27 protein-coding genes are annotated in these 25,454 nt (G+C 56.2%); 1 reads left to right on the top strand and 26 read right to left on the bottom strand.

Annotated elements, in window-relative coordinates; all coding sequences use genetic code 11:
• Positions 1–13 precede the first annotated feature (13 nt).
• Both AB5Y97_RS17080 and AB5Y97_RS17075 read right to left on the bottom strand, forming a co-directional pair.
• Positions 14–1,282, bottom strand: a complete 1,269-nt coding sequence (locus tag AB5Y97_RS17080) for an IS4-like element ISAeme4 family transposase (protein ID WP_041206016.1) — start codon at positions 1,280–1,282, stop codon at positions 14–16.
• 410 nt (positions 1,283–1,692) lie between these two features.
• Positions 1,693–2,037 (bottom strand): Grx4 family monothiol glutaredoxin, encoded by a 345-nt coding sequence (locus tag AB5Y97_RS17075; RefSeq protein ID WP_005353650.1) that lies wholly within the window; start codon positions 2,035–2,037, stop codon positions 1,693–1,695.
• A gap of 288 nt (positions 2,038–2,325) precedes the next feature.
• Here AB5Y97_RS17075 and sodB point away from each other — a divergent pair, with 288 nt between their 5' ends.
• Positions 2,326–2,910 carry a superoxide dismutase [Fe] gene (gene sodB, locus AB5Y97_RS17070; protein WP_201946157.1) on the top strand — a complete coding sequence of 195 codons (585 nt, stop codon included), beginning with the start codon at positions 2,326–2,328 and terminating at the stop codon, positions 2,908–2,910.
• 112 nt (positions 2,911–3,022) lie between these two features.
• Here the strand turns inward: sodB and AB5Y97_RS17065 are convergent, their stop codons facing one another.
• The 24 genes from AB5Y97_RS17065 to flhA form a co-directional block, all read right to left on the bottom strand.
• Positions 3,023–3,835, bottom strand: a complete 813-nt coding sequence (locus AB5Y97_RS17065) for a VacJ family lipoprotein (RefSeq protein WP_201946159.1) — start codon at positions 3,833–3,835, stop codon at positions 3,023–3,025.
• A gap of 85 nt (positions 3,836–3,920) precedes the next feature.
• Complete coding sequence (ccmI, locus tag AB5Y97_RS17060; RefSeq protein WP_201946160.1) at positions 3,921–5,189, bottom strand: c-type cytochrome biogenesis protein CcmI; 1,269 nt, start codon at positions 5,187–5,189, stop codon at positions 3,921–3,923.
• On the bottom strand, positions 5,186–5,665 hold the full coding sequence (locus AB5Y97_RS17055) for a cytochrome c-type biogenesis protein (RefSeq protein ID WP_201946162.1): 480 nt from the start codon (positions 5,663–5,665) through the stop codon (positions 5,186–5,188). The genes ccmI and AB5Y97_RS17055 overlap by 4 nt, the downstream gene beginning before the upstream one ends.
• 11 nt (positions 5,666–5,676) lie before the next feature.
• Positions 5,677–6,207, bottom strand: a complete 531-nt coding sequence (locus AB5Y97_RS17050) for a DsbE family thiol:disulfide interchange protein (protein WP_201946164.1) — start codon at positions 6,205–6,207, stop codon at positions 5,677–5,679.
• Positions 6,204–8,159: a heme lyase CcmF/NrfE family subunit gene (locus tag AB5Y97_RS17045; protein WP_042082477.1), complete on the bottom strand. Its 1,956-nt coding sequence runs from the start codon at positions 8,157–8,159 to the stop codon at positions 6,204–6,206. The genes AB5Y97_RS17050 and AB5Y97_RS17045 overlap by 4 nt, the downstream gene beginning before the upstream one ends.
• An 82-nt stretch (positions 8,160–8,241) precedes the next feature.
• Positions 8,242–8,733 (bottom strand): cytochrome c maturation protein CcmE, encoded by a 492-nt coding sequence (gene ccmE / locus AB5Y97_RS17040; RefSeq protein WP_005334685.1) that lies wholly within the window; start codon positions 8,731–8,733, stop codon positions 8,242–8,244.
• Positions 8,730–8,936, bottom strand: coding sequence for a heme exporter protein CcmD (ccmD, locus tag AB5Y97_RS17035; protein WP_005353657.1), 207 nt, complete (start codon positions 8,934–8,936; stop codon positions 8,730–8,732). Before ccmD ends, ccmE begins: the two co-directional genes overlap by 4 nt.
• 2 nt (positions 8,937–8,938) lie before the next feature.
• The gene (locus AB5Y97_RS17030; RefSeq protein WP_005334687.1) at positions 8,939–9,679 is read right to left on the bottom strand and encodes a heme ABC transporter permease; all 741 of its coding nucleotides are present in this window, start codon (positions 9,677–9,679) and stop codon (positions 8,939–8,941) included.
• Positions 9,680–9,849: 170 nt separating this feature from the next.
• On the bottom strand, positions 9,850–10,518 hold the full coding sequence (ccmB, locus tag AB5Y97_RS17025) for a heme exporter protein CcmB (RefSeq protein WP_005353658.1): 669 nt from the start codon (positions 10,516–10,518) through the stop codon (positions 9,850–9,852).
• Positions 10,519–10,522: 4 nt separating this feature from the next.
• Positions 10,523–11,167, bottom strand: a complete 645-nt coding sequence (gene ccmA / locus AB5Y97_RS17020) for a cytochrome c biogenesis heme-transporting ATPase CcmA (RefSeq protein ID WP_005362034.1) — start codon at positions 11,165–11,167, stop codon at positions 10,523–10,525.
• 198 nt (positions 11,168–11,365) lie between these two features.
• On the bottom strand, positions 11,366–11,743 hold the full coding sequence (locus AB5Y97_RS17015) for a DUF2802 domain-containing protein (RefSeq protein ID WP_368158545.1): 378 nt from the start codon (positions 11,741–11,743) through the stop codon (positions 11,366–11,368).
• Positions 11,744–11,771: 28 nt separating this feature from the next.
• Complete coding sequence (locus AB5Y97_RS17010; RefSeq protein ID WP_005298836.1) at positions 11,772–12,260, bottom strand: chemotaxis protein CheW; 489 nt, start codon at positions 12,258–12,260, stop codon at positions 11,772–11,774.
• A 69-nt stretch (positions 12,261–12,329) separates the two neighbouring features.
• Positions 12,330–13,202, bottom strand: coding sequence for a chemotaxis protein CheW (locus AB5Y97_RS17005; protein WP_201946166.1), 873 nt, complete (start codon positions 13,200–13,202; stop codon positions 12,330–12,332).
• On the bottom strand, positions 13,199–13,993 hold the full coding sequence (locus AB5Y97_RS17000; RefSeq protein ID WP_005353663.1) for a ParA family protein: 795 nt from the start codon (positions 13,991–13,993) through the stop codon (positions 13,199–13,201). The genes AB5Y97_RS17005 and AB5Y97_RS17000 overlap by 4 nt, the downstream gene beginning before the upstream one ends.
• A 4-nt stretch (positions 13,994–13,997) precedes the next feature.
• Positions 13,998–14,918, bottom strand: coding sequence for a flagellar motor protein MotB (locus tag AB5Y97_RS16995; protein ID WP_368158537.1), 921 nt, complete (start codon positions 14,916–14,918; stop codon positions 13,998–14,000).
• A gap of 2 nt (positions 14,919–14,920) precedes the next feature.
• Positions 14,921–15,658, bottom strand: coding sequence for a flagellar motor protein (locus AB5Y97_RS16990; protein WP_005334700.1), 738 nt, complete (start codon positions 15,656–15,658; stop codon positions 14,921–14,923).
• 2 nt (positions 15,659–15,660) lie between these two features.
• Positions 15,661–16,776, bottom strand: coding sequence for a chemotaxis response regulator protein-glutamate methylesterase (locus tag AB5Y97_RS16985; RefSeq protein ID WP_201946167.1), 1,116 nt, complete (start codon positions 16,774–16,776; stop codon positions 15,661–15,663).
• Positions 16,777–16,808: 32 nt separating this feature from the next.
• The gene (locus tag AB5Y97_RS16980) at positions 16,809–19,037 is read right to left on the bottom strand and encodes a chemotaxis protein CheA (RefSeq protein WP_368158535.1); all 2,229 of its coding nucleotides are present in this window, start codon (positions 19,035–19,037) and stop codon (positions 16,809–16,811) included.
• Between the two features lie 11 nt (positions 19,038–19,048).
• Entirely contained in the window at positions 19,049–19,789 is a 741-nt protein-coding gene (locus AB5Y97_RS16975) for a protein phosphatase CheZ (RefSeq protein WP_100653282.1), read from the bottom strand.
• A 12-nt stretch (positions 19,790–19,801) separates the two neighbouring features.
• Complete coding sequence (gene cheY / locus AB5Y97_RS16970) at positions 19,802–20,185, bottom strand: chemotaxis response regulator CheY (protein WP_013723552.1); 384 nt, start codon at positions 20,183–20,185, stop codon at positions 19,802–19,804.
• A 111-nt stretch (positions 20,186–20,296) separates the two neighbouring features.
• Positions 20,297–21,016 (bottom strand): RNA polymerase sigma factor FliA, encoded by a 720-nt coding sequence (locus AB5Y97_RS16965; RefSeq protein WP_019444723.1) that lies wholly within the window; start codon positions 21,014–21,016, stop codon positions 20,297–20,299.
• On the bottom strand, positions 21,009–21,884 hold the full coding sequence (locus tag AB5Y97_RS16960) for a MinD/ParA family protein (protein WP_013723550.1): 876 nt from the start codon (positions 21,882–21,884) through the stop codon (positions 21,009–21,011). The genes AB5Y97_RS16965 and AB5Y97_RS16960 overlap by 8 nt, the downstream gene beginning before the upstream one ends.
• 1 nt (position 21,885) lies before the next feature.
• The gene (gene flhF / locus AB5Y97_RS16955) at positions 21,886–23,310 is read right to left on the bottom strand and encodes a flagellar biosynthesis protein FlhF (protein ID WP_368158533.1); all 1,425 of its coding nucleotides are present in this window, start codon (positions 23,308–23,310) and stop codon (positions 21,886–21,888) included.
• A 16-nt stretch (positions 23,311–23,326) separates the two neighbouring features.
• A complete protein-coding gene (flhA, locus tag AB5Y97_RS16950; RefSeq protein ID WP_005353675.1) occupies positions 23,327–25,429 on the bottom strand; it encodes a flagellar biosynthesis protein FlhA in 2,103 nt (700 codons plus the stop codon).
• Between the last annotated feature and the right edge of the window lie 25 nt (positions 25,430–25,454).

Below are 25,454 nucleotides of genomic sequence, written 5' to 3'. Positions count from 1 at the left end.
CATATACAGGACCTTAAGAAAACACTTCATTTGAAATTCCTTCTAAGGTCCTGTTCTGTATCGATTTTCGCTGCTTGGTTCGACGGGCATTTTTCGCCAAGTAAACGGCAGCCCATTCCAGACGCTCTCTTATTTCCACCAACACCCGATGAGCCACCGCTTCCAATAACGGGAACCACCAGGTTCCGCTATTTTTCGCCGCTTTCAGTGTGGATAAACCGTCCCCCATCAGCGTCTGAGCTACCCGTCTTTTCATCACCAGCGACAACAGGCTGGCCCACACCAGCCCCTCGGCAATGGCTTTCTGACCTGTCACAAAGCCCTTGAGCCGGTTGTGCGACTTCCACTCCTTAAACAGCAGCTCCACCTGCCAACGACAGCGGTACAGGCTCATCACCCGCTCTGCTGGCCATGCCTCTCGTGGCAGATTGGTCATCCAGATACAGAACCGTTTCTCCTCGGCAAACCAGCGTCGGATCAGCCGATACTCGAACTTGCCCGATTTCACCACCATATCCAGTACCTCTGCCCGACAGTGCCGCCGTCCAGCATCCTTGAGTGACAGGCCCGCCAGCTTCGGCACTTCCCGTTCGTCACCGCGCCATGCCCGGATAATCTTCGGGTTCAGGCTCTTACTACCCCTGACCAGATAGAAACCGCCCGCCTCGTTTAGTTTCGCAAAGTAGGCCATATCGATGTAACCCGCGTCCGCCAACAGCAGGCTGTTATTGAGCCGCTCGGGCTCAGGCAGGAACTGGCGCTCTGACGCCGTATCGGCAGAGACCTGCATGCAAACTGGACTTTGCTCCAATAGAGACATGAGCATATGACACTCGATTGCCGCCGGGCTAATGGTCTTGAACCTTCCCGGAAACACTTCGGCCAGGCTTTTGTGGACGGCAAAGGAAGTACCATCCTGCAACAACACCTGTTTGAATGCGCCAAGGGATGCAGTCTTCATCTGTTGGCCGATACGCAAGGCGATAGCCCGTTCAACCAGCGCCTTCATGAACAGGGCGAACGACGCTTTGCGCAACTGGTTGTGAAAGGGCTTGTAGGAAACCTGATGGGCATCAACCAGTTGCAAGGCATTGAAATGATGGTGCAATCCAGCGATACCATCGACCTGGTCGCAGCCAAGTGCCCGCAAGAGTGCAGTCACCAGCATGGCAGGCGTAATGGCTCGTTTGCGCAAGCAAAATTGGCAGTCACGGGCAATGCGGTCGAGTTCGGCAGGAGAGAGAAGTTGCTCAAGATAGTGGTTGGCATCGATAATGGTCATGGCTTCGTGCGTGGCGGTTTTGTTTGGCGATAAAATCAGATCACAATCGAAGCCATTTTTATATCTATTTCAATTGGTTGCTGCTAAAGATCCTGTACATGAAGCGATACTAGGTTCTATCACTTGCAATTAATGTGAGCATAAACACAAAAAAATCTACAAAGAGACTGTGTTACGGTGAAATTATCAAAAAATGTGATGGCAGCAACACTTGAATCCAAATGGATTAAAAAAAGTAATCAGATATTGGCAAAGAATATAATTAACAACTCCAAAACAAAGCCGTAAAGATTAGATTTTTAAGGGCAATTGCGTTGCTTTTTGCAACCGACAATCAGTTGCTTGCCTGCCAGAACCGGGACAATAAAAAAGGGAGCCTATAAGGCTCCCTCTCGACAACACAGAACCGATTACTCGGCTGCAGCATCATCTTTCTTGTACTTGGCAGCAGTCTCTTTGATCAGAGCCTGCAACTCGCCAGCCTGGAACATCTCGATCATGATGTCACAGCCACCGATCAGCTCACCTTCAACCCACAGTTGGGGGAAGGTCGGCCAGTTGGCGAATTTTGGCAATTCGGCGCGGATATCCGGATTTTGCAGGATATCAACGTAGGCAAACGGCTCGCCGCAGGACATCAGAGCCTGGGAGGCCTGGGCAGAGAAGCCACAGCTGGGTAGCTTGGGGGAGCCCTTCATGTAGATGATGATGGGGTTGTCAGCCAGCTGCTGCTTAATCTTTTCAATAGTTTCCATAGGTGCCTCACTAGAGCGATTTCGGCGGCCATTCTACTGCAATCTTGCCCGAGCACAAACTGACAAAGGGGTGACCCGGCTCGAATTGCGCAAAGAACCCACACAGGATTGATCGCGATCATGGCGCCAATCAAGAGTTGTTAGGCCATCTTTGATACTGCTACAATCCCTTGGCTTTGGGCTACCCAGCCCCATCATTTTAAAAACAACTCTTTTCACATATAGAAAAGAGTACGCAATGTCTTGCAACCGTCGCCTTCGCACGGTCCAGCCAATGGAGAGTAGAAAATGGCATTCGAACTTCCCGCTCTGCCCTATGCAATCAACGCTCTGGAACCGCACATCTCCCAGGAAACTCTGGAATATCACCACGGCAAGCACCACAACACCTACGTGGTCAACCTGAACAATCTGGTGCCGGGTACCGAGTTTGAAGGCAAGTCTCTGGAAGAGATCATCAAGACCTCCAACGGTGGCATCTTCAACAACGCCGCCCAGATCTGGAACCACACCTTCTACTGGCACTGCCTCTCCCCGAATGGCGGTGGCGAGCCGACTGGCACCCTGGCTGATGCCATCAACAAGGCATTCGGCTCCTTCGCCGAGTTCAAAGATGCCTTCACCAAATCAGCCATCGGCAACTTCGGTTCCAGCTGGACTTGGCTGGTGAAGAAAGCTGACGGCTCTCTGGCTATCGTCAACACCTCCAACGCTGGCTGCCCGCTGACTGAAGCCGGTACCACCCCGCTGCTGACCGTTGACCTGTGGGAGCACGCCTACTACATCGACTTCCGCAACCTGCGTCCGAAGTACATGGAAACCTTCTGGGCTCTGGTTAACTGGGAATTCGTGGCCAAGAATCTGGCTGCCTAATCAGCCTCGCTTGCCAAAACGCCCCGCACTGCGGGGCGTTTTTTTATCTCGATATGGCTGCAAAAATGAATAAGGCGCCCGCAGGCGCCTTTTACATATCGAGATAGCCCGTTTACTGGTCCAGCTCGTCCATGTATTCATCCAGATTGGCATCGTCAGCCTGCTCTTGCTGAGACGCGTTCAGCTCGGTCTGCTTGCCCGTCACCTTGCCCTGGTTATATTGCAGGTAGAAGTCCTTGGTCAGCGCATAAGGATCGAGGGAGTTGTCGATGATCCGCTCCTGATCGATCAGCTTGGCACGTGTGCCCAAGCCATCCAGCGCCCAGTGGGCGACCTTCATCGGGAAGGTCAACAGGGCATAGGGGAAGTAGAAGCTGTCAATCGCATCACCAACCAGCTCCCGGGTGGTAGTCGGGCCGTAGACAGGCACCATGATGTAGGCACCATTACCGATATCTGCCCTGCCCAGCACTGTGTCCATCTCCAGTTTGTTGCGCTCGAGGCCGGCATGTTTGGCCACATCGAAGATACCCAGCAGACCGACCGTGGTGTTGAGGGTAAAGCGCCCCAGGTTGGTGCCCGCCCCCTTCAAATCGCCGGTGATCAGATGGTTCACCATGCTGCTTGGCTCATCAAAGTTGGCAACAAAGTTGGCAATGCCATCCTTCACCCCGACCGGAATGTAGCGGGCATAGGCATGTACCACAGGACGTGCCACATAGGGCTCCAGCACATCATAGTTGACCGCCCACATGGCCCGGTTGGCCCCCTGGAAGGGATCGCGGGGATCGGCCGCCGTACTGGTGGCACCCGGATTATTCATGCCGGGATTGAGATCCAGACTCTCTGGGGCAGGCTTGGGTGGGCCACCGGCACAGCCAGCCAGCAAGAGGGCTGCCAGTATGGCCCCTGAACGAAGATACATATGATTGTCCTGACGTTTTATTTTGATTTATCAGAAGTATAGATAACCCGGCCCCTATCCAGGGGCCGGGTTATCCAAAGGCATATTAGAGGGCGTGATCGATGCGGATGTCAATCGGAGCAGCAGGGATCTCGGCCGTCTTGACCGGCACGGATACCCCTTCGAAGGCTCCTTCCTTGTTCATCACATTGCCACCGCGCGAGAGACGTGCCTTGAACTGCAGCTCCGGATAGGCCGCCAGTTTGCTGCCTTCCATCATGGCATCGCCATCCCCGAGTGACAGGGTTACAGGCAAGGTTGGCCCTGCGATACGCTTCACGGCGATGGGCATGGGCGCCCCGTTAGGCACCACGGCAAAGACGAAGAGATGGGCATCTTCCGGCATCTGAATGCCCGCCGCCAACGTGACGTGGATGGGGAACTCCCCCTCCTTCACCGCCAGCGGTTGTCCCTCAACTGCGCCCGCTTTGACTGCGCCTGAATTCGTCACCTCGATGCCGCGCTGCTTGAGCTGCGCGCGGGCATACTCCATGGAGCGCTCGACCATCACGTAACGGGGAGTACCTTTCTCCATCAGTGGCAACATCGCCTGCCAGCGAGCCAGCGCGGTCTGGAAGTCCTCTTTTTGCAGCGCCATAAAGGCATAGACAGAGCGCGCCTCGATATTGTCCGGCTCCTGCGCGATAGCAGCCTGCAACAGGGCATCCGCTTGCGCCTCATCCCCCGTCATCATCAGCGCCTGGGCGTAGGGCACCGCCACCAGCGATTTTTGAGGGGCAAGCGTGTAGGCCCGCTCCAGCGCCTCACTGGCCATCTCGGGATCGTTGCCATCCAGCGCCAAGCGACCCAGCAGCAACCAACCGCGGTAGTCATTCGGTTCATCCTTGAGACGGGTACGCAGTGCCAGCGTGAAATCCAGCAGATCCTGCTCGGTCACCTGGGCATCCCGCTCCACCAAAATACGATTACTCAACTCTCCAAGACGGCTGCTGGCATCTTGCCAGCGACTCACCTCTTGCCAGGAGCCCAACTTGTAGTAGAGCCCCAGACTCACCACCAACAGCACCAGTACACCCGGGATCCAGATCAGACTCTTGCCACTGCGGGCGGTCTGCTCCACATCGGGAATATCATCCAAGAGACTTCGTTGCAGCTCGACCAGCGAGTCAGACTCCTCAGCCAGGACACCCTGCTCGCGCTCTTCGCCAATCTCCAGCAGCCGCTGGCGATAGAGCTGTTTGTTGAGCGCCGAGCGACTGATGCTCTGTTTGCCTTCACCACGCCACAGCGGCACGACGAGCGCCAGACTCACCAGCACCAGCAAGCCCGCAATCACTATCCAAAAAGCGGTCATTGTTTCTCTTCCTCTTTGAGCAGCTCGGCCAGTCGGCGCTGCTCCTCCTCGCTCAAGGCGTTATCCAGTTGTTTTTTCACCGCAGGGGGCCGGCGACTGCGCATCACGACCACGGCGCCACCGATCAGGAGCACCATCAGCGGGCCGAGCCAGAGGATCAGGGTGGAGGCCATCAGGGGCGGGTTATAGAGGATAAAGTTGCCGTAGCGGGCCACCATGTAATCCACTATCTCCTCTTTATCCTTGCCCTCGCGCACCATCTGGTAGGTCTTGTCGCGCAAGTCCTTGGCCAGCCCCGCATTGGAGTCGGCGATATCCTGGTTCTGGCACTTGGGGCAACGCAGCTCCTTGGTCAGTTCGCGAAAGACCTGCTCCTGATTGTCGTTGTCGAAGGTGTAGACATCGATAGCGGCCATGGCCGGCGCTTGCACCACCCATCCCAGCAACAGCAGCAGGGAAGCAATAAATACTCTCATCAGGACTCCCCTCACTTCATGGCATCAAAGATGGGTTTGAGGGTCGACGCCCAGTTCTCGGGGTTGATATCCCCCACGTGGCGATACCGGATGATCCCCTTGCTGTCGATAAAGAAGGTCTCCGGCGCGCCGTATACCCCGAGATCCAGCCCCAGCATGCCGTCCGGATCATAGAGGTTGACCTCATAGGGGTTGCCCAGCTCCGCCAGCCATTTGATCGCCTTGTCGCGCTCATCCTTGTAGTTCATGCCGATGATGGGAATGCCCTGCCCCGCCAGCTGTTTGAGGTAGGTGTGCTCGCCATAGCAGGTCGGGCACCAGGTAGCCCAGACGTTGAGCAGCATGGGGCGACCGGTCAGGATACTGCGATCGTGCTGTTTGTTCAGATCGTAAATGTCCTGCAGGGTGAACACCGGCACCTCTTTGCCCACCATCACGGACTCAAGCTTGGTGGGATCGGAGTAGAGTCCTTTGAACAGGAACACAGCCCCCAGCAAAAAGACGATAAAGGGGATTAAAAACAACCAGGTCTTTTTGTTCATGCCTTGGCCTCCTCCTCACGACGGCCGAAACGGTAACGCTTGTCGAGCATCGCCAGCACGCCACCAATGGCCATAAAGACGCCGCCGAACCAGATCCAGCGCACGAACGGCTTGTAGTAGATCCGCACCGCCCAGGCACCGTTGTCGAGCTGTTCCCCCAGCGCCGCATAGAGATCGCGGGTGATACCGGCATCGATGGCCGCTTCGGTCATCGGCATCCGGGTCACCTTGTACATCCGCTTCTCGGGCTTGAGCAGGGCGACCTGCTTGCCATTGCGGTGCACTTCCAGCACGCCCTTGAAGCCATCGTAGTTGGGGCCGTTCTTCTCCTTGATCCCGGCAAAGACGAACTCGTAATCGGCAAAGTGCACCCGATCACCCGCCTGCATCCGCAGATCCTTCTCGATGCTGTAGTTCTGGGTGCAAGCGATACCAATGATGCTGACTGCAAGCCCCACGTGGCCGAGGATCATGGCCCAGTGGCTGTTGCCAAGCTTGCGCACACCGACTGCAAAGCTGTGCTTGTGGGTCGCTCGCGCCCAAGTCTCCTGCACGCTGGTGACGATGATCCAGGCCCCCAGACCAATCCCTACCGCCGCCCACGGCTTGAAGGTTTCGGCAAAGAGCAGCGGCAACAGCAAGGCTGCGGCCAGACTCAGCACCAGTGCCACGAGCACCTTGCTTTTGAGTTCTCCCAGCTCCTGACGACGCCAGCGAAACAGCGGGCCAACCCCCAGCAGCAGGGCAAACGGGATGATCAGCCAGCTGTAGATGTGGTTGAAGAAGGGGGTGCCGATAGAGATGCTCCCCAGCCCCAGCTCCTTGTGCACCAGCGGCAGCAAGGTACCGAGCAGCACGGTCAGCAGACCCGCCACCAGCATGATGTTGTTGCAAAGCAGCAGGGTCTCGCGGCTCCACAGCTCGTGTTTGCCGTGGCTCTTCACCTGCGAGCCTTTAAAGGCAAACAGCAGCAAGGATGAACCGATCACCGCCAGCAGGAAGCCGAGAATAAACAGACCGCGGGTCGGGTCGGAGGCAAACGCATGGACCGACACCAGCACGCCGGAGCGCACCAGGAAGGTACCCAGCAGGCTCAACGAGAAGGCTGACAGGGCCAGCAGCACGGTCCACGCCTTGAAGGTGGCGCGCTTCTCGCTCACCGCCAGCGAGTGCAGCAGAGCGGTACCCGCCAGCCAGGGCATGAAGGAGGCGTTTTCTACCGGATCCCAGAACCACCAGCCGCCCCAACCGAGCTCGTAGTAGGCCCACCAAGAGCCGAGCACGATGCCGAGGGTCAGGAATACCCAGGCAGCCATGGTCCAGGGGCGCGACCAGCGGGCCCAGGTTGCATCGAGACGGCCGGTCATCAGCGAAGCAATGGCAAAGGCAAACGCCACAGAGAAGCCCACATAACCCATGTAGAGCATCGGCGGATGGAAGATAAGACCCGGATCCTGCAGCAGCGGATTGAGGTCACGACCATCGACCGGGAAATAGGGCAAGGTACGGGTGAAGGGATCGGAGGTGAACAGCACGAAAGCAGTGAAGCCGACCGAGATCAGCCCCAACACGCCGAGTACCCGCGCGACAGCATCGAGCGGCAGACGGCGACTGAACATAGCCACCGCCGCAGTCCAGCCACCCAGGGTCAGTACCCACAGCAGCAGGGAACCTTCGTGGGCCCCCCACACCGCCGAGATGCGATAGGCCAGAGGCAGCAGGCTGTTGGAGTTAGTGGCCACATACTGCACGGTGAAGTCGTTATCGATAAAAGCCCAGGTCAGGCAGAGAAACGACAGCAGCAGCAACAAAAACTGGGCATAGGCGAGCGGACGGGCCGCCGACATCATGCCAAGACGCCCCCAGCTGGCGCCCAGTAGTGGGTAGCTCCCCAGCAGCAGGGCAGTGGCAAAGGCCAGGATCAGCGCAAACTGACCTAATTCCGGGATCATGAAGGCATTCCTTTCAATTGAACGGTGACAACAGCCGCACCACGCACGGCAGGCAAAGCGGAAAAGGCAAACACCACAGGGATCACTGCTTGGCTCCCTTCAACTGCGCCTCGGTATACTCCGGCTTGAAGTGCATACCGTTGGTGGCATCGGCCACTTCCGGCGGCATGTAGTTCTCATCGTGCTTGGCCAGCACCTCGAACGCCTCTACGGTCGTGGCATCCTTGAGGGTGCCCTGGGCAACAATTCCCTGCCCTTCACGGAACAGATCCGGCAGGATGCCGTCAAACTCGACCTTCACCAGATGACCGCCGTTATCCACCAGCTTGAAGGCAACCTTGAGGCTCTGGGGATCCCGCTGCACCGACCCCGGCACGACCAACCCACCGATGCGCAGGCGCTGCCCCTCTTCCGGCTTGATCTTGTCCGGCCCCTTCCCCTCCACCAGCTCGCTCGGGGTATAGAAGAGGTCGATATTCTGACTGAGTGCGTAGAGCACCAGCCCGCTGACGGTCGCCAGACCCAGGGTAATGGCCAGAATGATGGTGAGGCGTTTTTTGCGTCTCGGGTTCATAGGGTGTTCTCCATCTGCTGGGCCGCCTTGCGACGGGCCTCACGCGCCTGTTTGCTGCGCAACTCGGCGAGCAGGCTGCGGGTTTTCATGCGGGTAGAAATGATGATGCCGACCAGACACACCAGCGTCAGGCCAAATGAGAGCCAGACATAGAAGGCGTAACCGCCCATCGCCATAAAATCACTGAAAGAGGCAAAGTGCATGCTTACTTCTCCTGCTCTGCAATCTCTTTGACCCAGGGGCGATGCCACTCCCGCATCAGGAGTTCATTGCGAAAACGCATCAGGGTCAGAGCCCCGAGAAATGCGGCAAACGCCAGGATCATGATCAGCAGCGGCCAAAGCATCTCGGGTGAAATGGAGGGTTTGTCAAATTTGGTGATGGTGGCCCCCTGATGCAGGGTATTCCACCACTCCACCGAGTAGTGAATGATGGGCAGGTTGATCACCCCAACCAGTGCCAGAATGCCGGCCGCACGGCCAGCGACCACCTTGTCGCTGAAGGCGTTGTAGAGAGCAATCACGCCGAGGTAGAGAAACAGCAGGATCAGTTCAGAGGTGAGCCGTGCATCCCACACCCACCAGGTTCCCCACATCGGCTTGCCCCAGGCGGCACCGGTAAAGAGGGCAATAAAGGTAAATACGGCGCCGACCGGCGCAATGGCTGCAACCGTCATATCCGCCATCCGCAGTTGCCACACCAGGCCGATAAAAGCGGCCACCGCCATGGTGGAGTAGGCCCCCATGGAGAGAATGGCGGAAGGCACGTGGATATAGATGATCCGGAACGAATCTCCCTGCTGGTAATCCGCTGGCGCAAACGCGAGGCCCCAGACAGTACCGATCACAAACGAGAGCAGACTAATCACCGCAAACCAGGGCAACAGCGTGCCTGCCAGCTGATAGGCACGCTCCGGTTTGGCATAAGGGTGCAACCATTTCCACATAGCTCACAAAACCTTTTTGTTATTAATCGTTTGGCGAGGCCTACCATACCGACCACGGGGCAGCATCAAATACCCCGAAAGCAATAAGCGGCACTCTCCTTGATCCATCGCAACATTATTTTTTGCAGAAAGACCCCATTCGGAGCCAAATTCGGTTCAGCTCACGGCCATCAGTTGAGGCTGACCCGCAACGCTGCCGACACAGCCAGCGGCGTCAGTGTCAAAGCCCCCACCAGCATGGCGGCCAGAATGGCAAGCTGCCCGCCATAGGGCAAGCTCATCCCCGCGGCATCGATGGCTGAGGTGGCAAAAATCAGTACCGGAATATAGAGCGGCAGGATCAGCAGACTGAGCAGCACCCCGCCTTTGCGCAATCCCACCGTCAACGCGACCCCGACCGCGCCGAGCAGGCTCAATACAGGAGTGCCCAGTGCCAGCGTCGCGACGACGGCTAGATAGGTGTTCATATCCAGCGACAGCAAAATCGCCAGCAAGGGAGAGATAAGCAGCAGCGGCAAGCCGGTCAGCAGCCAGTGAGCAACCACTTTCGCCAGCGCCAGCAAGCCCAGCGGGTGCGGCATCAGCATCATCTGCTCCAGCGCGCCATCGGCAAAGTCGTCGCGAAACAGTCGCTCCAGCGACAGCATGGCCGCCAATAGCGCCGCTACCCAGATGATCCCCGGGGCAATACGGGCCAGCAGTTTGGGCTCCGGGCCAATGCCTAACGGAAACAGGGTGATGACGATGAGGAAAAACCAGAGCGGATTGAGAATATCGGAACGCTGGCGCAGAGCCATCAGCAGTTCACGGTGAATAAGGTGCATAACAGCGCGCAACATGGCGTTACTCCTGCAATGTCGATGCGAAGGGGGTCAACGAGATAGTCTTCAGCCGTCCCTGCATCAGGGTCAGATCCTGATGAGTGGTGAGGATCACCATGCCGCCCCGCTCGGCGTGGGCCAGAAAGAGCTGCTCGAGCACCTTGACCCCTTGCTTGTCGATGGCGGTAAAGGGTTCATCGAGGATCCAGAGTGCCGGTTTCTGTGACAGCCAGAGTCTGGCCAGAGCCACCCGGCGTTGCTGGCCGGCAGAGAGTTGCCCGGTCGGGTTCTCTTCAAACCCGGCCAGCCCTACCCGGGCCAATATCTGCCACAAGTCGATCTCTGTTTGCTGCGGGTGATGCAACTGCTGGTAGAACTTCAGGTTTTCAAAAGGGGTCAGCGCCGCTTTGACACCGGGCTGGTGACCGAGATAGAGCAGATTGGCATGATACTCATCGCGACAGTGACGAATATTCTCCCCATTCCAGCACACTTCACCGGCAAACGGCTGCGACAGCCCGGTCAACAATCGCAACAGGCTGGTCTTGCCGACCCCGTTGGGCCCTTCAATTTGCACCAGATCACCGGGCGCAACAGAGAAAGAGAGGTGTTCAAACAGAGTGCGATCTTCGCGCACGCAGCTCAGATTGTTAACTTGAAGCAGCATGGGGATTTTTTCAGAGAAAATGAAGCGGTCTGCATCTTAACACAGTATTGGAATACGTCTTTTCAAAGATGCAACAATTGAACTGACTGGCGACCGGGATCACAAAGAAAATACGGTAGAAACCGCCTGCTCAACGCAGCTGGGGGACAAGCGGCTGCACGCCATAAAATTCAGGAAGGCAATTGCCTTCCTGAATCATCAAGAGCGACCTTTTCGCAACGATATCAAGAGCTCGGCCTCTGCCTTTGGCAACTCGCACTCACTCATGACTTCATCAAGATCGGCGCCCAGTTCGACCATCTTTGCCGCTCGGCTGTAGAGCCTGCGTTCGGGATCCTGCATGGTCAGCTCTTGCTGGCGCTCGTTGACCTGCTGCATAGCCCCTTCCACCGACTGCAGACGCTGCCCCATGCCAATGGCGCCGGTATGGAGTTCCATCATCTGCTTGCGCAAGCTTTCCAACTGACCTTGCAGGGTTGCCACACTGACCTCGGACTCCTGCTTGCTGCGCTTGCTCTTGAACCAGATATAAGAGGCAAACGCCAAGGCAATCAGGGACACCCCCAAGGCAACCATCTCGATTATCAAAACATCACCTTACTTATCAGAGGGAACCGATATCTTCCCACTCTTCATCGGAGAGCAGCTTGTTCAAGTCAACCAGGATCAGCAGTTGCCCATCGCGGTTGCTCACCCCCTGAATAAACTTGGCGCTCTCTTCAGTACCGACCGCAGGTGCCGCATCGATTTCAGAAGAACGCAGATAAACCACTTCCGCCACGCTGTCGACCATGATGCCGATCACCTGCTTCTCTGCCTCGATGATCACGATCCGGGAGTTTTCACTCACATCACCGGAAGGCAGACCGAAACGGGAACGGGTATCGATGACAGTCACCACATTGCCACGCAGGTTGATGATCCCCAGTACGTACTCAGGCGCACCCGGCACCGGTGCAATTTCGGTGTAGCGCAACACCTCCTGAACCTGCATCACATTGATGCCGTAGGTTTCGTTTTCCAGTTGGAAGGTTACCCATTGCAGCACTTCATCTTCGGCCAGATTCTGTGCAATATTGCGCTTTTCTGTCATGTTTTTATTCCTTTTATGAAAACGTCTACTGCTAAAACTAGCAATAAAACAGCTCGATTGCAGAAGTTATCAGCGACCTTCTATGTTAACCCCACGCTCCAGCAACAGGAGCAGTTCGCGGACGTGTAACAGGGCACACATTTTTTCTTTGACCATGCCCGCCAACCAGGGGCGCTTGCCCTCCTGATGGCGCCATTTCACCTGGTCACGGTGTAACAATTCAGTCCCTTTGAGATGATGGCAGGCTAATCCCCACGGCGATTCACCAAGCATAATCAAATACTTGTAATCATCCATCTCGAGATGCTGACCCGGCATGACCCACTGGGCAGTATCGACCACATTCATCTTCTGCTCGCGAGAGGTCATGATCCCCTTGTACCAGCCAGGCTGGCCAAACAGGGAGGTGATCTCGCCCAGCTGATGAATACCACCCAGCTCGGTCAACGGCACCGCAAACGTCACGCCCGCGACTTCAAAGAAAAGGGCCTGAAACTCTTTACCGGTATCAATATTTTCCCAGGCAACAGGTTCACTGGCCTCTACCGGAGCAACCTCCAGCGCCGTTTCGGTCAGGATAGTAGTATGGGGCTCCGCAACCTCGGGAAGCAGAACCTCCGCAGGCCATTCAGGCTCCACCGGCAGCAGTGATTCCTCTGCCACAATCTCCAGCGGAGTGGTGAGTGTTATCTCCTGGGTGAAGGCATCATTTTCGAACTGGACTTGTCCCACCTGAGCCAATAGCTCACCGAGCTGGGCAAGCCGTGGATCGCTTTCGAGGTATGGTGCGGCGACTACCTCGGGGACGCTTTGGGGCTGACGTTGCAACTGCAAAACAGGGGCAGATTGAACCTCTTCCACCTCATCCAGCACCAGTGGCTCATCGAGCAGTAGGGAGTGGAAATAGTCATCCATCGCCCGTACTTGAATGGTATCTCTCATGCCGTCACCTCATGAACCCGTTGCCGCTCAAGGGCATCAAGATGGTTGAGCAGCGTTTCATATGCATAGGTTCCACGACTCCCAGGAGAATAGATAGACGGGGGGATATGCAGCAAGCTGGCATCCCGAAACTTGGTATCAATAGGGATCACCGCATTCCACACTGAATCTCCATATTGATCCTTGATCGACTTCAAGGTCATCAGAGAGGCACGGGTGCGCTTGTCGAACATGGTCGGGATCACGGTATAGCGGAACTTGTCACGCTTGGAACGCTGCATGATCTCGAATGTTTTCATCATCCGCTCCAACCCCTTGAGGGCCAGAAATTCGGTCTGGACAGGCACCAGAATGCGATCGCAGGCAGCCAACGCGTTGACCATCATCACCCCCAGTACTGGCGGGCAATCGATCAGCACGTAATCATATTGCTCCTGAATGCGCAGCAGTGCCCGTTTCAGTACCAGTCCCATCCCCTCACGATTGCCCATCACCCGATCAAGGGTCGCCAAGGTAATAGATGCTGGCAGTAAGTTGATATTTTCGAATTTGGTCTTGAGCGTCAGTTTATTGACAAGCTCGGCTGTCGGTTTGACAGCTTGAAACAACTCATAGAGGGTTCCATCCAGGCGATCTGAATCAAAATCAAGATATGCAGTCAGCGAAGCATGGGGGTCGGTATCAATCAACAGCACCCTCTGGCCACGCTGGGCCAGGATCCCCGCAAGCGAGACCACTGTGGTGGTTTTACCCACACCACCTTTCTGGTTGGCAACCGTCCAAACAATCACTGTATCAATCCTGCCTTGTTGTTATGCGTATGCCACCACCGGGCAAGGCGATCACCTTTATCTCTCCTGCATCCACCACCTGTTGTACAGCAGGAACCGGTTCAGCAACTACCGTAGGCGTTGCAACCACAGGTGCTGGCGGCACCCAGGCAAACTTGGAGATAGCGACCACAACCTTGCGATTCTGCAGTCTGCCCTGCTCGCTGCCGTTGTCAGCAAAGGGGGAAAACTCGCCATATGCCTCGAACGCCAGACGCTGGGGGGCGATCCCATCTGCAATCAAACCATTGAGTACCGCTTCGGCCCGAGCAGCAGAAAGCGCCCAGTTAGAACGATAAATTTCATTATTTATCTGTTGGTTATCGGTATAACCCCGAACCCTTACATAGTTATCGACCGGTTTGAGAATACTTGAAAGAGTATTAATGACCGGTGCAGCGTTTGGTCCCAAAAAGGCACTACCGCTGCCAAACAACAACCCGGAACTAAGTTCTATCGTCAGCCAATTCTCATCTTGCGTCAGTTTGACGATACCGGCATCCACCAGCGAGCCCATGCTCTGTTGCAACTGCATATCGAGTTTTGCAAGTGTCGCGCCATCTTGCAGCACTGGCACACCAGAAATAGGAGCAAGTGAAGGAGAGGGGGATGCTGGGCTTTCCAGCAACGATGGAGAGGCAGATACCGGGTTATCCAGCAGGGAATTACCCTGCCCTTCAAGCAAGCCATTGCCGCCAGACTGCATGACACTGAACGCCTGGCTCATACCATCAATCACCGCGCGATACTTGTCCTTGTTCACCAGCGCAACAGAGTAGAGCACCACGAACAAGGCAAAGATCAGCGTCATATAATCGGCATAGGAGACCAGCCAGCGGTCAAGATGCTCGCGACCCTGCAAGTGCAACCGATAGCGCTTGCGCATGGCTACTCTCCTTTCAAATAGGCCCTGAGCCGGCGTTCAACCTGCAAGCCGTTTTCACCATGGGCGATAGCCAGCAGCCCTTCCAGGGTCATCTCCTGAAAGAGTGCATAGTGATAGTGAAATGCGCGTAGCCGGTTGGCGATAGGCAGGTAGATGAGGTTGGCAAACCCCACTCCATAGATGGTTGCCACAAATGCCACTGCGATACCCGCCCCCAGCGCTGACGGGTCTTCGAGATGAAACATGGCCTGGATCAGGCCCAGCACGGCACCGATGATCCCGATGGTCGGACTGTACCCCCCCATAGCTTCAAATACCCTGGCGGCATGTTCATTGCGCTCCTGCTCGATATCGATGTCCGCTTCCAGCAGCATACGGATATCCTCTGTGGAGACCCCATCGACAATCATACCAAGCCCTTGGCGGGTAAAGTTGTCTTCCTCCTGCTCGGCCTGATTTTCAAGGGCCAGCAGTCCTTGCTGGCGCGCAAAGACGGCCCATGACTGCAACCGTTCGGCCTGCGTCGCAAGATCTTGGTGGGGAGGGGTAAAAATCCACAACAGCTGGCGCAACGCCAGCAAGATGTACTTGGCTGGAGTCTGCAACGTGACGGCACCGACGGTACCACCCAGCACGATCAAAAAAGCAGGGCCGTCCACCAGCGTCAACAGGGAGCCGCCATGCCACAGTTGGGCAATGGCAATAGCCCCCAATGCCAGGAGCAGACCGAGCAAGCCCATGATTAGCGCCCCAACTCAACCAGAATACGCTGGGCCACCTTGTCCAGAGGGAGTGATTCGCTGGCAATCCCCGCTTTGGCTACCGCTTGGGGCATACCATATACCACGCAGGAAGCCTCATCCTGAGCCCAGATGGTTGATCCCTGCTCTTTCAGCAGTCTCGCGCCATCACGGCCATCAGCCCCCATACCGGTCAGCACAATCGCCAATACCTTGTCGCCATAGGTTTTGGCCGCAGAGGCAAAGGTGATGTCCACACAAGGCTTGTAATTTACCTTGTCGTTGCCATCCACGATGCGAATGCGGGCTCCTGCACCACGACCTTCCAGCAGCATCTGTTTGCCACCGGGAGCAAGGTAGGCATGCCCTGGTTTAAGCACATCGCCATCTTCCGCTTCCTTGACGCCAATCTGGCATAACCCGTTGAGACGGGCAGCAAACGCGGCAGTAAAAGTGGCGGGCATATGCTGGATAAGCAAGATGGGATGTGGAAAATCCCCCGGCAACTTGGTCAGCACATTTTGCAAAGCAACAGGTCCGCCGGTAGAAGTACCGATCGCCACCAACTGATAACTCTTGCCACTGCGCTTGAATGAAGCACTTGGTACAGTGCGTTGCAGGTCAGGCTGACGATCAGGAATTCTGGGCACTGTGCTGCCCAGAGGAGCACGAGCAACCGGTTCAGGTGTTTTGGGACGAGCAGCGGATGTCATCAGGAAGCGCTTGCGGGAGATCTCCTTCACTCGTTGTTGCAACAGTCTGACCGCTTCATCTTTGTCTCTGGCAATGTCCTCAAACTTCTTGGGCAAGAAGTCGAGTGCACCGGCGTCCAGCGCATCCAGCGTAGCCTTGGCCCCTTCATGGGTCAGGGAGGAGAACATCAGAATGGGGGTTGGGCACTTGGCCATGATCTCCCGCACCGCACTGATGCCATCCATCACGGGCATCTCGATGTCCATGGTGATCACATCAGGGCGCAGCGACATCGCCTTGTCCACCGCCTCACGTCCATTCTGGGCCGTATCAATCACCGTCAGCATGGGATCCTGATTGATGATCTCGCTCACCCGACGGCGAAAGAAGCTCGAATCGTCGACAACTAATACCTTGACTGCCATTGTTGTTTTTCTAACTCCTTGGGCCTGAGCTATTAATGTCTACGCGCATATGCTTTGAGCAGGCTCGGCACATCCAAAATAAGGGCAATTCCGCCATCACTGGTAATGGTCGCCCCGGCCATGCCAGGGGTGCCTTGCAGCAGATTATCGAGTGGCTTGATCACCACCTCTTCCTGACCTATCAGGCTATCTACCACAAACCCGATTTGCTGAGTGCCAATCTGCACGATCACCACATGTCCGGTATCCTGACGTGAACGCTTGTTGGCGCCACGAATCAACCATTTGTGCAGATAGAAGAGCGGTATCGCCTTCTCGCGCACAATGATGGTGAGCTGGCCATCAACCATGTTGGCTTTTTTCAGGTCCAGATGGAAAATCTCGTTCACACAACCAAGGGGAAGCGCGAAGGTCTGCTCCCCCACTTCAACCATCAGAGTCGGCAGAATGGCTAGCGTCAACGGAACCTTGATTTCGAGACGGGTACCTTTCCCCCAAGTGGAATCTATGTGCACTGACCCATTGAGGCTGACAATGCTGGTTTTAACCACATCCATTCCGACACCACGGCCAGAGATATCGGAGATCTCGGCCTTGGTTGAAAAGCCCGGAGCAAAGATCAGGTTATAGGCATCGTTGTCGCTCATGCGAGCGGCAGTATCTGCATCCAGAACACCGCGACTGATTGCGATGGACTTGAGTTTCTCAGGATCCATCCCTGCCCCATCATCCTCGATGCAAAGCAGAATATGGTCACCTTGCTGGGAGGCACTGAGGGTAATTGTCCCTTGCCGCGGCTTACCCGCTTTCTCCCGCACATCAGGCATTTCGACCCCGTGATCGCATGAGTTGCGAACGAGGTGAACCAGAGGATCGGCGAGCGCCTCCACCAGGTTTTTATCCAGATCTGTCTCTTCGCCCACCATCACCAGCTCAATCTCTTTCTTAAGGGTTCTTGCCAGATCACGTACCACGCGCGGGAAACGACCAAATACCTTCTTGATTGGCTGCATGCGGGTTTTCATCACCGCACCTTGCAGGTCAGCCGTTACCACATCCAGATTGGCAACCGCCTTTGACATCTCTTCATCATTGCTGGCAATACCCAGGCTCACCAGCCGGTTACGAACCAGTACCAACTCACCTACCATGTTCATGATGACATCAAGGGTTTTGGTATCCACCCGCACCGTCGTATCGCTTTGCACCGCACTATTTTCTGCTGGCGCAGGCGCCGCCTTGGCGGCAGGCGCTGGCGCCTTGGCTGCTTCGGCAGGTTTTGCGGGGGCAGCCGGTGCTGGTTTGGCTACAGGAGTGGCCGGTTTGGGCGGAGTCACCGCAGCAGGTGCGGCAGGTGCGGCAGGTGCGGCAGGTGCGGCAGGTGCGGCAGGTGCGGCAGGTGCGGCAGGTGCGGCAGGTGCCAGAGTACTCTGAGGCCCTTGACCACGGCCATGCAATTCATCAAGCAGACGCTCAAACTCATCATCATCGATAAGCTCGTCCACCTCTTTTTGCACCGACTTCAGAGGATTCACCTCTGGTGCCCCCATGTGCTGTCCCTGGCCATGGAGCTGGTCCAGCAAGGCCTCAAACTCATCATCGGTGATATCGCCAGAGCCACCCGCTATCGGGGCTGCTGCAGTCGTCTTGGTCGGAGCTCCACCCACGCCGTGGAGCTCGTCCAGCAGACGTTCAAATTCGTCTGCAGAAATTTCATCGATCGAGCCGCCGCCATTGACAGGAGCAGGCTCGCTGCTGATGGCTGCAGGTTCAACAACTTCTGGAACAACTTCTTCAACAACTACCGGTACTGCAGGTTCAGATTCTACAGCCGCAGCCGCACTGGTAGCAGTGCGCAGTTGCTCTTCCCCTTCTGGCTTGCACAATTCATGGAGGTCATGAAGCAAATCATCTGACGCAGGGCTGGGTGCTTCGCGATTTTGAACCTGGGCGAACATGACATTGATGGCATCCAGCGCTTGCAGGATCACATCCATCAGCTCCGCAGTAACAGTTCGCTTGCCATTTCGCAAGATATCGAACACGTTTTCCGCACCGTGGCATACATCAACCAGTTCACCGAGCGACAGAAAACCTGCCCCCCCTTTCACGGTATGGAAACCGCGAAAGATGGCATTCAACAGGTTCTTGTCATCGGGCCGCTTTTCCAAGTCGACCAGTTGTTCAGACAACTGTTCCAATATTTCGGATGCTTCGACCAGAAAGTCTTGCAGTATGTCTTCATCAACTTCGAAGGCCATGCGTCACTCCATTAGAATCCCAAGCTAGACAGCAGATCGTCCACATCATCCTGACCATTGACCACATCGGCACGAGCCTCGGGGTTCATGATAGGGCCCTCTGCTTCAATCCCGTTAACAGGAATACTACGAGTTGAATGCTCAGCAGAAGCCTCACCAAACATGGTCAGCATTTCTATTAATTTTGTTTCAACTTCCTGAACAAGCTTGATGACCTTGCGGATCATCTGACCTGTCAAATCCTGAAAATCTTGTGCCATCAGGATTTCTGTCAGCAGTTGCCGTAATTTATCGGCATCAGACTCTGAAGCCTTAATAAAATCATCAAGTTGGTGACATAAGGATTTGAACTGCCCCACGCTCATGTCACGAGACATCAGGGCATTCCAGTTCGGCATCACCAGCTGGATATTGTCATTCAGGCGATCAGCTATCGGCAAACTGGCTTCCACCGCATCCATTGTGCGATTGGCCGCTTTGTCGGTCATATCGATAACGTAGCTCAAGCGTTCCCGAGCATCGGGAATATCATGAGTAGCCAAATCGGGAATACGGGGATCAAGGCGAAATTCTTGAAGTGAATCATGCAGTTGTCGGGTCAGCTGACCTACTTTTTCAAACAGATCGGCTGCGTTGGGGGCACATACTTCGGCAAGCAGTTCATCGGCCAGCTCAAATTCGCCTTGCTCCAGATGAACAACAAGCATCCTTGCCTGGTCGAGCGAAATCATTGCTCTCGTTTTGGCCATCATCCCTGCAGCTCCTTAGCCAATTCGTTCGAAAATTTTGTCGAGTTTTTCTTTGAGCGTTGCTGCGGTGAAGGGCTTGACGATGTAACCGTTGACGCCAGCTTGGGCGGCTTCAATGATCTGCTCACGTTTGGCTTCAGCGGTTACCATCAGTACCGGCAGATGCTTGAGCTTCTCATCGACACGGATGGCTTTAAGCAGGTCAATACCTTGCATGCCAGGCATGTTCCAGTCGGTAACTACAAACTGAAAATCACCATTTTTCAGCATCGGCAGCGCTGTATTGCCGTCATCCGCCTCATGGGTATTGTTGAATCCCAAGTCGCGCAGCAAGTTCTTGATAATCCGGCGCATCGTTGAAAAATCGTCAACAATGAGGATTTTCATGTTCTTGTCCAAAATTCCCTCCTAAATAGCCACCAGAGTGGCTCACTTACATGATGCTAAAAACGGGTTGTGTCGTGCGGATTATGCCTTAGAGTTTCATCTCAGTGTAGCCAGTACAAACACTTATAGATGCCAATCTCTCAAACGAGCACGCAATCTGTGCATTGCCTGACTGTGGATCTGGCTCACACGCGACTCGCTGACATTCAAAACCTCGCCAATTTCACGCAAATTCAGCTCTTCATCGTAGTAAAGAGAGAGAACCAAAGCTTCTCTCTCTGGTAGACGACCAATTTGCTCGGATAATTGAATCTGAAATCGCTCGGCAGCCAATTCATCGAATCCCGAGCCTGAAGGAGCATCATCGGGGTTGCCGATCACATCCTCGCTGACCCCCAGATCCTCGATACCGATAATTTTGCCGCAGGAGACATCTTGCAGCATCGCATGGTAATCAGCGATGGAGACCCCCATCTCGGCAGCAACCTCGGTATCTCGCGCGTCACGCCCGTGAGTCTGCTCGACATTCTCGATCGCTTCTGCAATAGCCCGGCTGTTGCGATGCACAGAGCGGGGTACCCAGTCACCACGCCGGATCTCATCCAGCATGGCGCCTCGGATGCGGATCCCGGCATACGTCTCGAAGCTGGCCCCCTTGCTACCGTCAAAATTTCGGGAAGCTTCAAGCAGCCCAATCATACCTGCCTGGATCAGGTCATCCAGCAAGACACTGCTGGGCAGGCGAGCCAACAAATGCTGGGCAATTCGCTTGACCAGGGGAGCATGACGCTCCACCAGCACGTAGGAATCCTGATGACGCAAGTACGCTTGGGCTTTATTCACGGGAACCTTCCTGTGTTGTGGCCGGTTTCTGCAACAAATTTTCCAGGAAAAACTCCAGATGGCCGCCCGGCTGGTTGGGAACCGGCCAGCTCGCCGCCTTGTTGGCAAGGGCCCGGAACGCCAGTGCGGCCGGCGACTTGGGAAACGCCTCGACAATCAGCTTCTGCTTGCGCACGGCGGCACGCAGGTTGGTGTCATAAGGTACACAGGCGACCAGCTCCAGCGAAGTGTCGAGGAAACGATCCGTGACCCGGGTCAGTTTGGCAAAGAGCTCCTGCCCTTCGCGCAGACTGCGCACCATATTGGCCACTACCTTGAAACGAAACACACCGTGATCCTTGGAGAGGATCTTGATGAGGGCGTAGGCATCGGTGATGGAGGTCGGCTCATCGCAAACCACCACCATGATGTCCTGAGCTGCTCGGGTGAAGCTCAGCACCATATCGGAGATCCCCGCAGCCGTATCCACCAGCAGGATGTCGACCTGGGTCTTCATCTCGCTGAAGGCGCGGATAAGCTCGGCATGCTGCACCGGAGAAAGCTCGACCATGGACTGGGTGCCCGAGGTCGCAGGCACGATCATCATGCCGTAAGGGCCTTCGACGATGATATCGTCGATGGTGCATTCACCCGCCAGGACATGAGAGAGGTTGCGATGAACCCGCAGCCCCAGCATGACGTCGACGTTGGCCAGACCCAGGTCGGCATCCAGCACCATCACCCGCTTGCCTTGGGCGGCCATGGCTCCGGCCACGTTCAGGGTCACGTTGGTCTTGCCCACGCCACCTTTACCACCGGAAACGGCGATTACTTTTACTCGATTGTTTTGACGCATTTTGCGCAGACCACTCGCCTGATCCATATACATGTTACTCATAAAACTCCGAATCTTCGGCCTCGCCAAAGCCTGCGCCCCAGAAATAGGGCTCCTCTGTTTCTCGCTCCAGCGAGCCCATGGCAGCCCCGACGAGCTGCGCCGCATTGGCAACCTGAATATCTTCCGGAACCCTTTGTCCGTCAGTGATATAGCTGATGGGCAATGAATTCTGGATACACACGTTAATCACTTCGCCAAGATTCAGACTTTCATCCAATTTGGTAAGTATGCAGCCGCTTAATGGAATACGCCGGAAATGGTCAACCGCTTCCTGCATCACCCGACGCTGGGAAGTTGCCGACATCACCAGATAACTGCGGATCCGTACCTTGGCATTCTTGACCAGGGTATCGAGCTGCTCGGTCAACCGGATATCCCGTTGGCCCACCCCGGCCGTATCGATAAGTACCAGCCGACGATGGCGGAACTGATAAAGGGCATTGGCCAGCTCTTCGGCATCAGGCACCTGCCGTACCGGGCAACCCATGATGCGACCATAGGTCTGCAGCTGTTCATGGGCACCAATCCGGTAGTTGTCGGTGGTGATCAGCGCCACCTGCTCGGCGCCATACTTCATGGCGAAACGGGCCGCCAGCTTGGCGATGGTGGTGGTTTTGCCCACCCCGGTCGGACCAAGCAGCGCCACCGCGCCGCCCTGACGCATGATCTCGTCCTCACTGATCTTGAGCTGGGCCGTCAGCACTTCGGCCAACTGGGCCATCGCCTGATGGATGGACATATCTTCGGGGATCAGTCCCGCCAGTTGATCGGCAAAGGCATCATCAAAGCCGAGCTTTTTGAGCTCCTTGATCAGCAGGGCCCGCATCGGTTCGCGGCGCTCCACCTCTTGCCACATCAGCCCGGAGATCTGGTGCTCCAGCAATTTGCGGATGCTGGCCATCTCCTTGCGCATCCCCTCCATCTCCTGATCCCGCTGGGCAGGTTGAGGAGCACGCGGGCCGGACGCAACCCGGGCCTTGGGTTTGGCAGGTTCGGGGGCTGCGCCCCACTGCCCCTGCTCGGCCAATGTTCTGGGCGCTGCATTGGCAGCGGCCAGACCGGCCGATGGGGTATTGCCCATTGGCGCCCCATTGCCCGGCTTGAGCTTCTGCTGGCGCGCCAGCAAGGCGGCCAGGGTATCGGCATAATGTTCGTTCTGCTCCTTCGCCGGCGACGGCTCGGGGCGGATCATCTGCCGTGCAGCAGACGAAATATTGACGCTCTCATCGTTCAGCTGACGGCGAACCGGCGCATCTTTGGGCCCCGGAACCTGGGATTGATAATCGACTGCGGCGACTATCTCTACCCCTCCGGTGACCTTCTTGTTGGACATGATGACGGCGTCAGGCCCGAGAGTCTCCTTGACCTCGGCCAGAGCCGTTCGCATATCCTTGGCAAAAAACCGCTTAATCTTCACCCGTCGTCTCCGCTAACTAGTTCTGCCCTACCGCACTGACGATGCGGATCTGCTTGTCGTCGGGCACTTCCTGATAAGACAGAACGCGCAATCCAGGAATGGCATTCTTGACAAATTTCGCCAGGGTATTGCGCAAGATCCCCGATGTCAGAAGCACGGCCGGTTGGCCTTCCAATTCTTGTCGTTGAGTGGCTTCCACCAGCGAGCGCTGCATCCGCTCTGCCAGACCCGGTTCAATACCGGCACCATCACCGCCACCAGCCTGCAGGGATTGATGCAATATACGTTCCAATTCCGGCGCCAAGGTAATCACCGGCAGCTCGGGATCGGGGCCTGCAATCTCTTGCACAATCAGGCGACGCAGGGCAATCCGGCAAGCGGCCGTGAGCACTTCCGGATCCGGACTGCGCGGCGCGTATTCAACTAGGGTCTGCAGGATAGTGCGCATATCGCGGATTGGCACGCCTTCATTGAGCAAATTCTGCAATACCTTCACAAGGTTACCCATGCTGATCACTTCCGGCACCAACCCTTCGACCAGCTTGCTCTGATGTTTGCCAATCATGTCGAGCAGTTGTTGTACCTCGTCATGACCCAGCAGCAGAGCCGCATGGTTGGTCAGGATCTGGCTCAGATGGGTAGCCACCACGGTCGCGGTATCCACCACCGTATACCCCAGCGTCTGTGCCTGAGAGACCATCTCCTTGGCAACCCAGACCGCTTCCAGTCCGAAGGCGGGATCCCGGGTGGCTATCCCCTGGATCTGGCCGAACACCTGCCCCGGATTGATGGCCATCTCCTTATCATGGTAGACATTGGCCTCGCCGGTACTGACCCCCATCAAGGTGATGCGGTATTGGTTTGGCGCCAGATCCAGGTTGTCGCGAATGTGGACGGCCGGGACCAGAAAGCCCAGCTCTTGTGAGAGTTTCTTGCGCACCCCTTTGATCCGGTTGAGCAGTTCGCCCCCCTGATTGCGATCCACCAGCGGGATCAGCTGATAACCCACTTCCAGCCCGATGATGTCCACCGGCATCACATCATCCCAGCTCAGCTCTTTCTGCTCATGAGGTTGTTCGGCAGTGGCAGGCAGCAGCTCGCCCTTGGCCGCTTTGGCGGCAGCCAGTTTCTCGCGGCGCAGCAACCACCAGGCGCCAGCGGCGGCAAGAGCCCCCAGACTCAGGAAGGCGAAATGCGGCATCCCCGGCACCAGCCCCATCATCAGCAGAATCCCGGCCGAGATGATCAGCGCCTTGGGATTGTCAAACAGCTGGCCTAGTACTGCGGTACCCATGTCCTGATCGGTATTCTGACGGGTCACTATGATGGCGGCGGCGATGGAGAGCAGCAGGGAGGGGATCTGCGCCACCAGACCGTCACCGATGGCCAACAAGGTATAGATCTCGGCCGATTCGCTGAAGGTCAGCTGGTGCTGCATCATCCCGATGATGAAGCCGCCGATGATGTTGATAAAGAGGATCATGATGCCCGCAATGGCATCCCCTTTGACAAACTTGGAGGCACCATCCATGGAGCCGTAGAAGTCAGCTTCCTGGGTCACATCCTGGCGACGCTTCTTCGCCTCTTCCTGATTGATGAGGCCGGCGTTCAAATCGGCATCGATGGCCATCTGTTTGCCCGGCATCGCATCAAGGGTAAAACGGGCACTCACTTCCGCGATCCGCCCAGCACCCTTGGTAATGACCACAAAGTTGATGATCATCAGGATGGTGAAAACGATGATGCCGACCGCATAGTTGCCGCCGATCACCACGTTACCGAACGCCTCGATCACATGGCCGGCCGCCGCACTGCCATTATGACCTTCCAGTAACACCACCCGGGTCGAGGCAACGTTCAACGCCAACCGCAGCAAGGTAGCGAGCAGCAGTACGGTCGGGAAGGCAGCAAATTCGAGGGGGCGGCGGGTATAAACGGATACCAGCAGCACCACGATGGAGAGGGCAATGTTGAAGGAGAAGAGCACATCCAGCATCAGCGGCGGGATGGGTAACACCACCATGCCGAGCGCGGCCAATACCAGCAGAGGGGTGCCAAGGCCTTTGCCCAATACTCCCCGGTACTCTTTGAACTGGCCCAATACTGCCTTGAATTCCATCGCGCTTCTCAATTTCAACCTGCTG

This window comes from Aeromonas sp. R10-2 (genome assembly GCF_040908445.1).
Lineage (GTDB): Bacteria > Pseudomonadota > Gammaproteobacteria > Enterobacterales > Aeromonadaceae > Aeromonas > Aeromonas veronii.
This window is presented reverse-complemented; position numbering and strand designations above follow the sequence as displayed.

Bases quoted from the DNA above. Each gene is read 5' to 3' on its own strand.
- AB5Y97_RS17050 (WP_201946164.1), bottom strand. From the start codon at position 6,207: ATGAACAAAAAGACCTGGTTGTTTTTAATCCCCTTTATCGTCTTTTTG.
- AB5Y97_RS16985 (WP_201946167.1), bottom strand. From the start codon at position 16,776: ATGGCAGTCAAGGTATTAGTTGTCGACGATTCGAGCTTCTTTCGCCGT.
- AB5Y97_RS16990 (WP_005334700.1), bottom strand. From the start codon at position 15,658: ATGGGCTTGCTCGGTCTGCTCCTGGCATTGGGGGCTATTGCCATTGCC.
- AB5Y97_RS16995 (WP_368158537.1), bottom strand. From the start codon at position 14,918: ATGCGCAAGCGCTATCGGTTGCACTTGCAGGGTCGCGAGCATCTTGAC.
- AB5Y97_RS17075 (WP_005353650.1), bottom strand. From the start codon at position 2,037: ATGGAAACTATTGAAAAGATTAAGCAGCAGCTGGCTGACAACCCCATC.
- AB5Y97_RS16975 (WP_100653282.1), bottom strand. From the start codon at position 19,789: ATGATGGCCAAAACGAGAGCAATGATTTCGCTCGACCAGGCAAGGATG.
- ccmB (WP_005353658.1), bottom strand. From the start codon at position 10,518: ATGTTGCGCGCTGTTATGCACCTTATTCACCGTGAACTGCTGATGGCT.
- AB5Y97_RS17015 (WP_368158545.1), bottom strand. From the start codon at position 11,743: ATGGTTGCCTTGGGGGTGTCCCTGATTGCCTTGGCGTTTGCCTCTTAT.
- AB5Y97_RS17065 (WP_201946159.1), bottom strand. From the start codon at position 3,835: ATGTATCTTCGTTCAGGGGCCATACTGGCAGCCCTCTTGCTGGCTGGC.
- AB5Y97_RS17005 (WP_201946166.1), bottom strand. From the start codon at position 13,202: ATGAGAGATACCATTCAAGTACGGGCGATGGATGACTATTTCCACTCC.
- flhA (WP_005353675.1), bottom strand. From the start codon at position 25,429: ATGGAATTCAAGGCAGTATTGGGCCAGTTCAAAGAGTACCGGGGAGTA.
- ccmA (WP_005362034.1), bottom strand. From the start codon at position 11,167: ATGCTGCTTCAAGTTAACAATCTGAGCTGCGTGCGCGAAGATCGCACT.
- AB5Y97_RS16980 (WP_368158535.1), bottom strand. From the start codon at position 19,037: ATGGCCTTCGAAGTTGATGAAGACATACTGCAAGACTTTCTGGTCGAA.
- sodB (WP_201946157.1), top strand. From the start codon at position 2,326: ATGGCATTCGAACTTCCCGCTCTGCCCTATGCAATCAACGCTCTGGAA.
- AB5Y97_RS17045 (WP_042082477.1), bottom strand. From the start codon at position 8,159: ATGATCCCGGAATTAGGTCAGTTTGCGCTGATCCTGGCCTTTGCCACT.
- AB5Y97_RS16960 (WP_013723550.1), bottom strand. From the start codon at position 21,884: ATGTATATGGATCAGGCGAGTGGTCTGCGCAAAATGCGTCAAAACAAT.
- AB5Y97_RS17080 (WP_041206016.1), bottom strand. From the start codon at position 1,282: ATGACCATTATCGATGCCAACCACTATCTTGAGCAACTTCTCTCTCCT.
- AB5Y97_RS17010 (WP_005298836.1), bottom strand. From the start codon at position 12,260: ATGACAGAAAAGCGCAATATTGCACAGAATCTGGCCGAAGATGAAGTG.
- ccmE (WP_005334685.1), bottom strand. From the start codon at position 8,733: ATGAACCCGAGACGCAAAAAACGCCTCACCATCATTCTGGCCATTACC.
- ccmD (WP_005353657.1), bottom strand. From the start codon at position 8,936: ATGCACTTTGCCTCTTTCAGTGATTTTATGGCGATGGGCGGTTACGCC.
- ccmI (WP_201946160.1), bottom strand. From the start codon at position 5,189: ATGACCGCTTTTTGGATAGTGATTGCGGGCTTGCTGGTGCTGGTGAGT.
- AB5Y97_RS17030 (WP_005334687.1), bottom strand. From the start codon at position 9,679: ATGTGGAAATGGTTGCACCCTTATGCCAAACCGGAGCGTGCCTATCAG.
- AB5Y97_RS17055 (WP_201946162.1), bottom strand. From the start codon at position 5,665: ATGAGAGTATTTATTGCTTCCCTGCTGCTGTTGCTGGGATGGGTGGTG.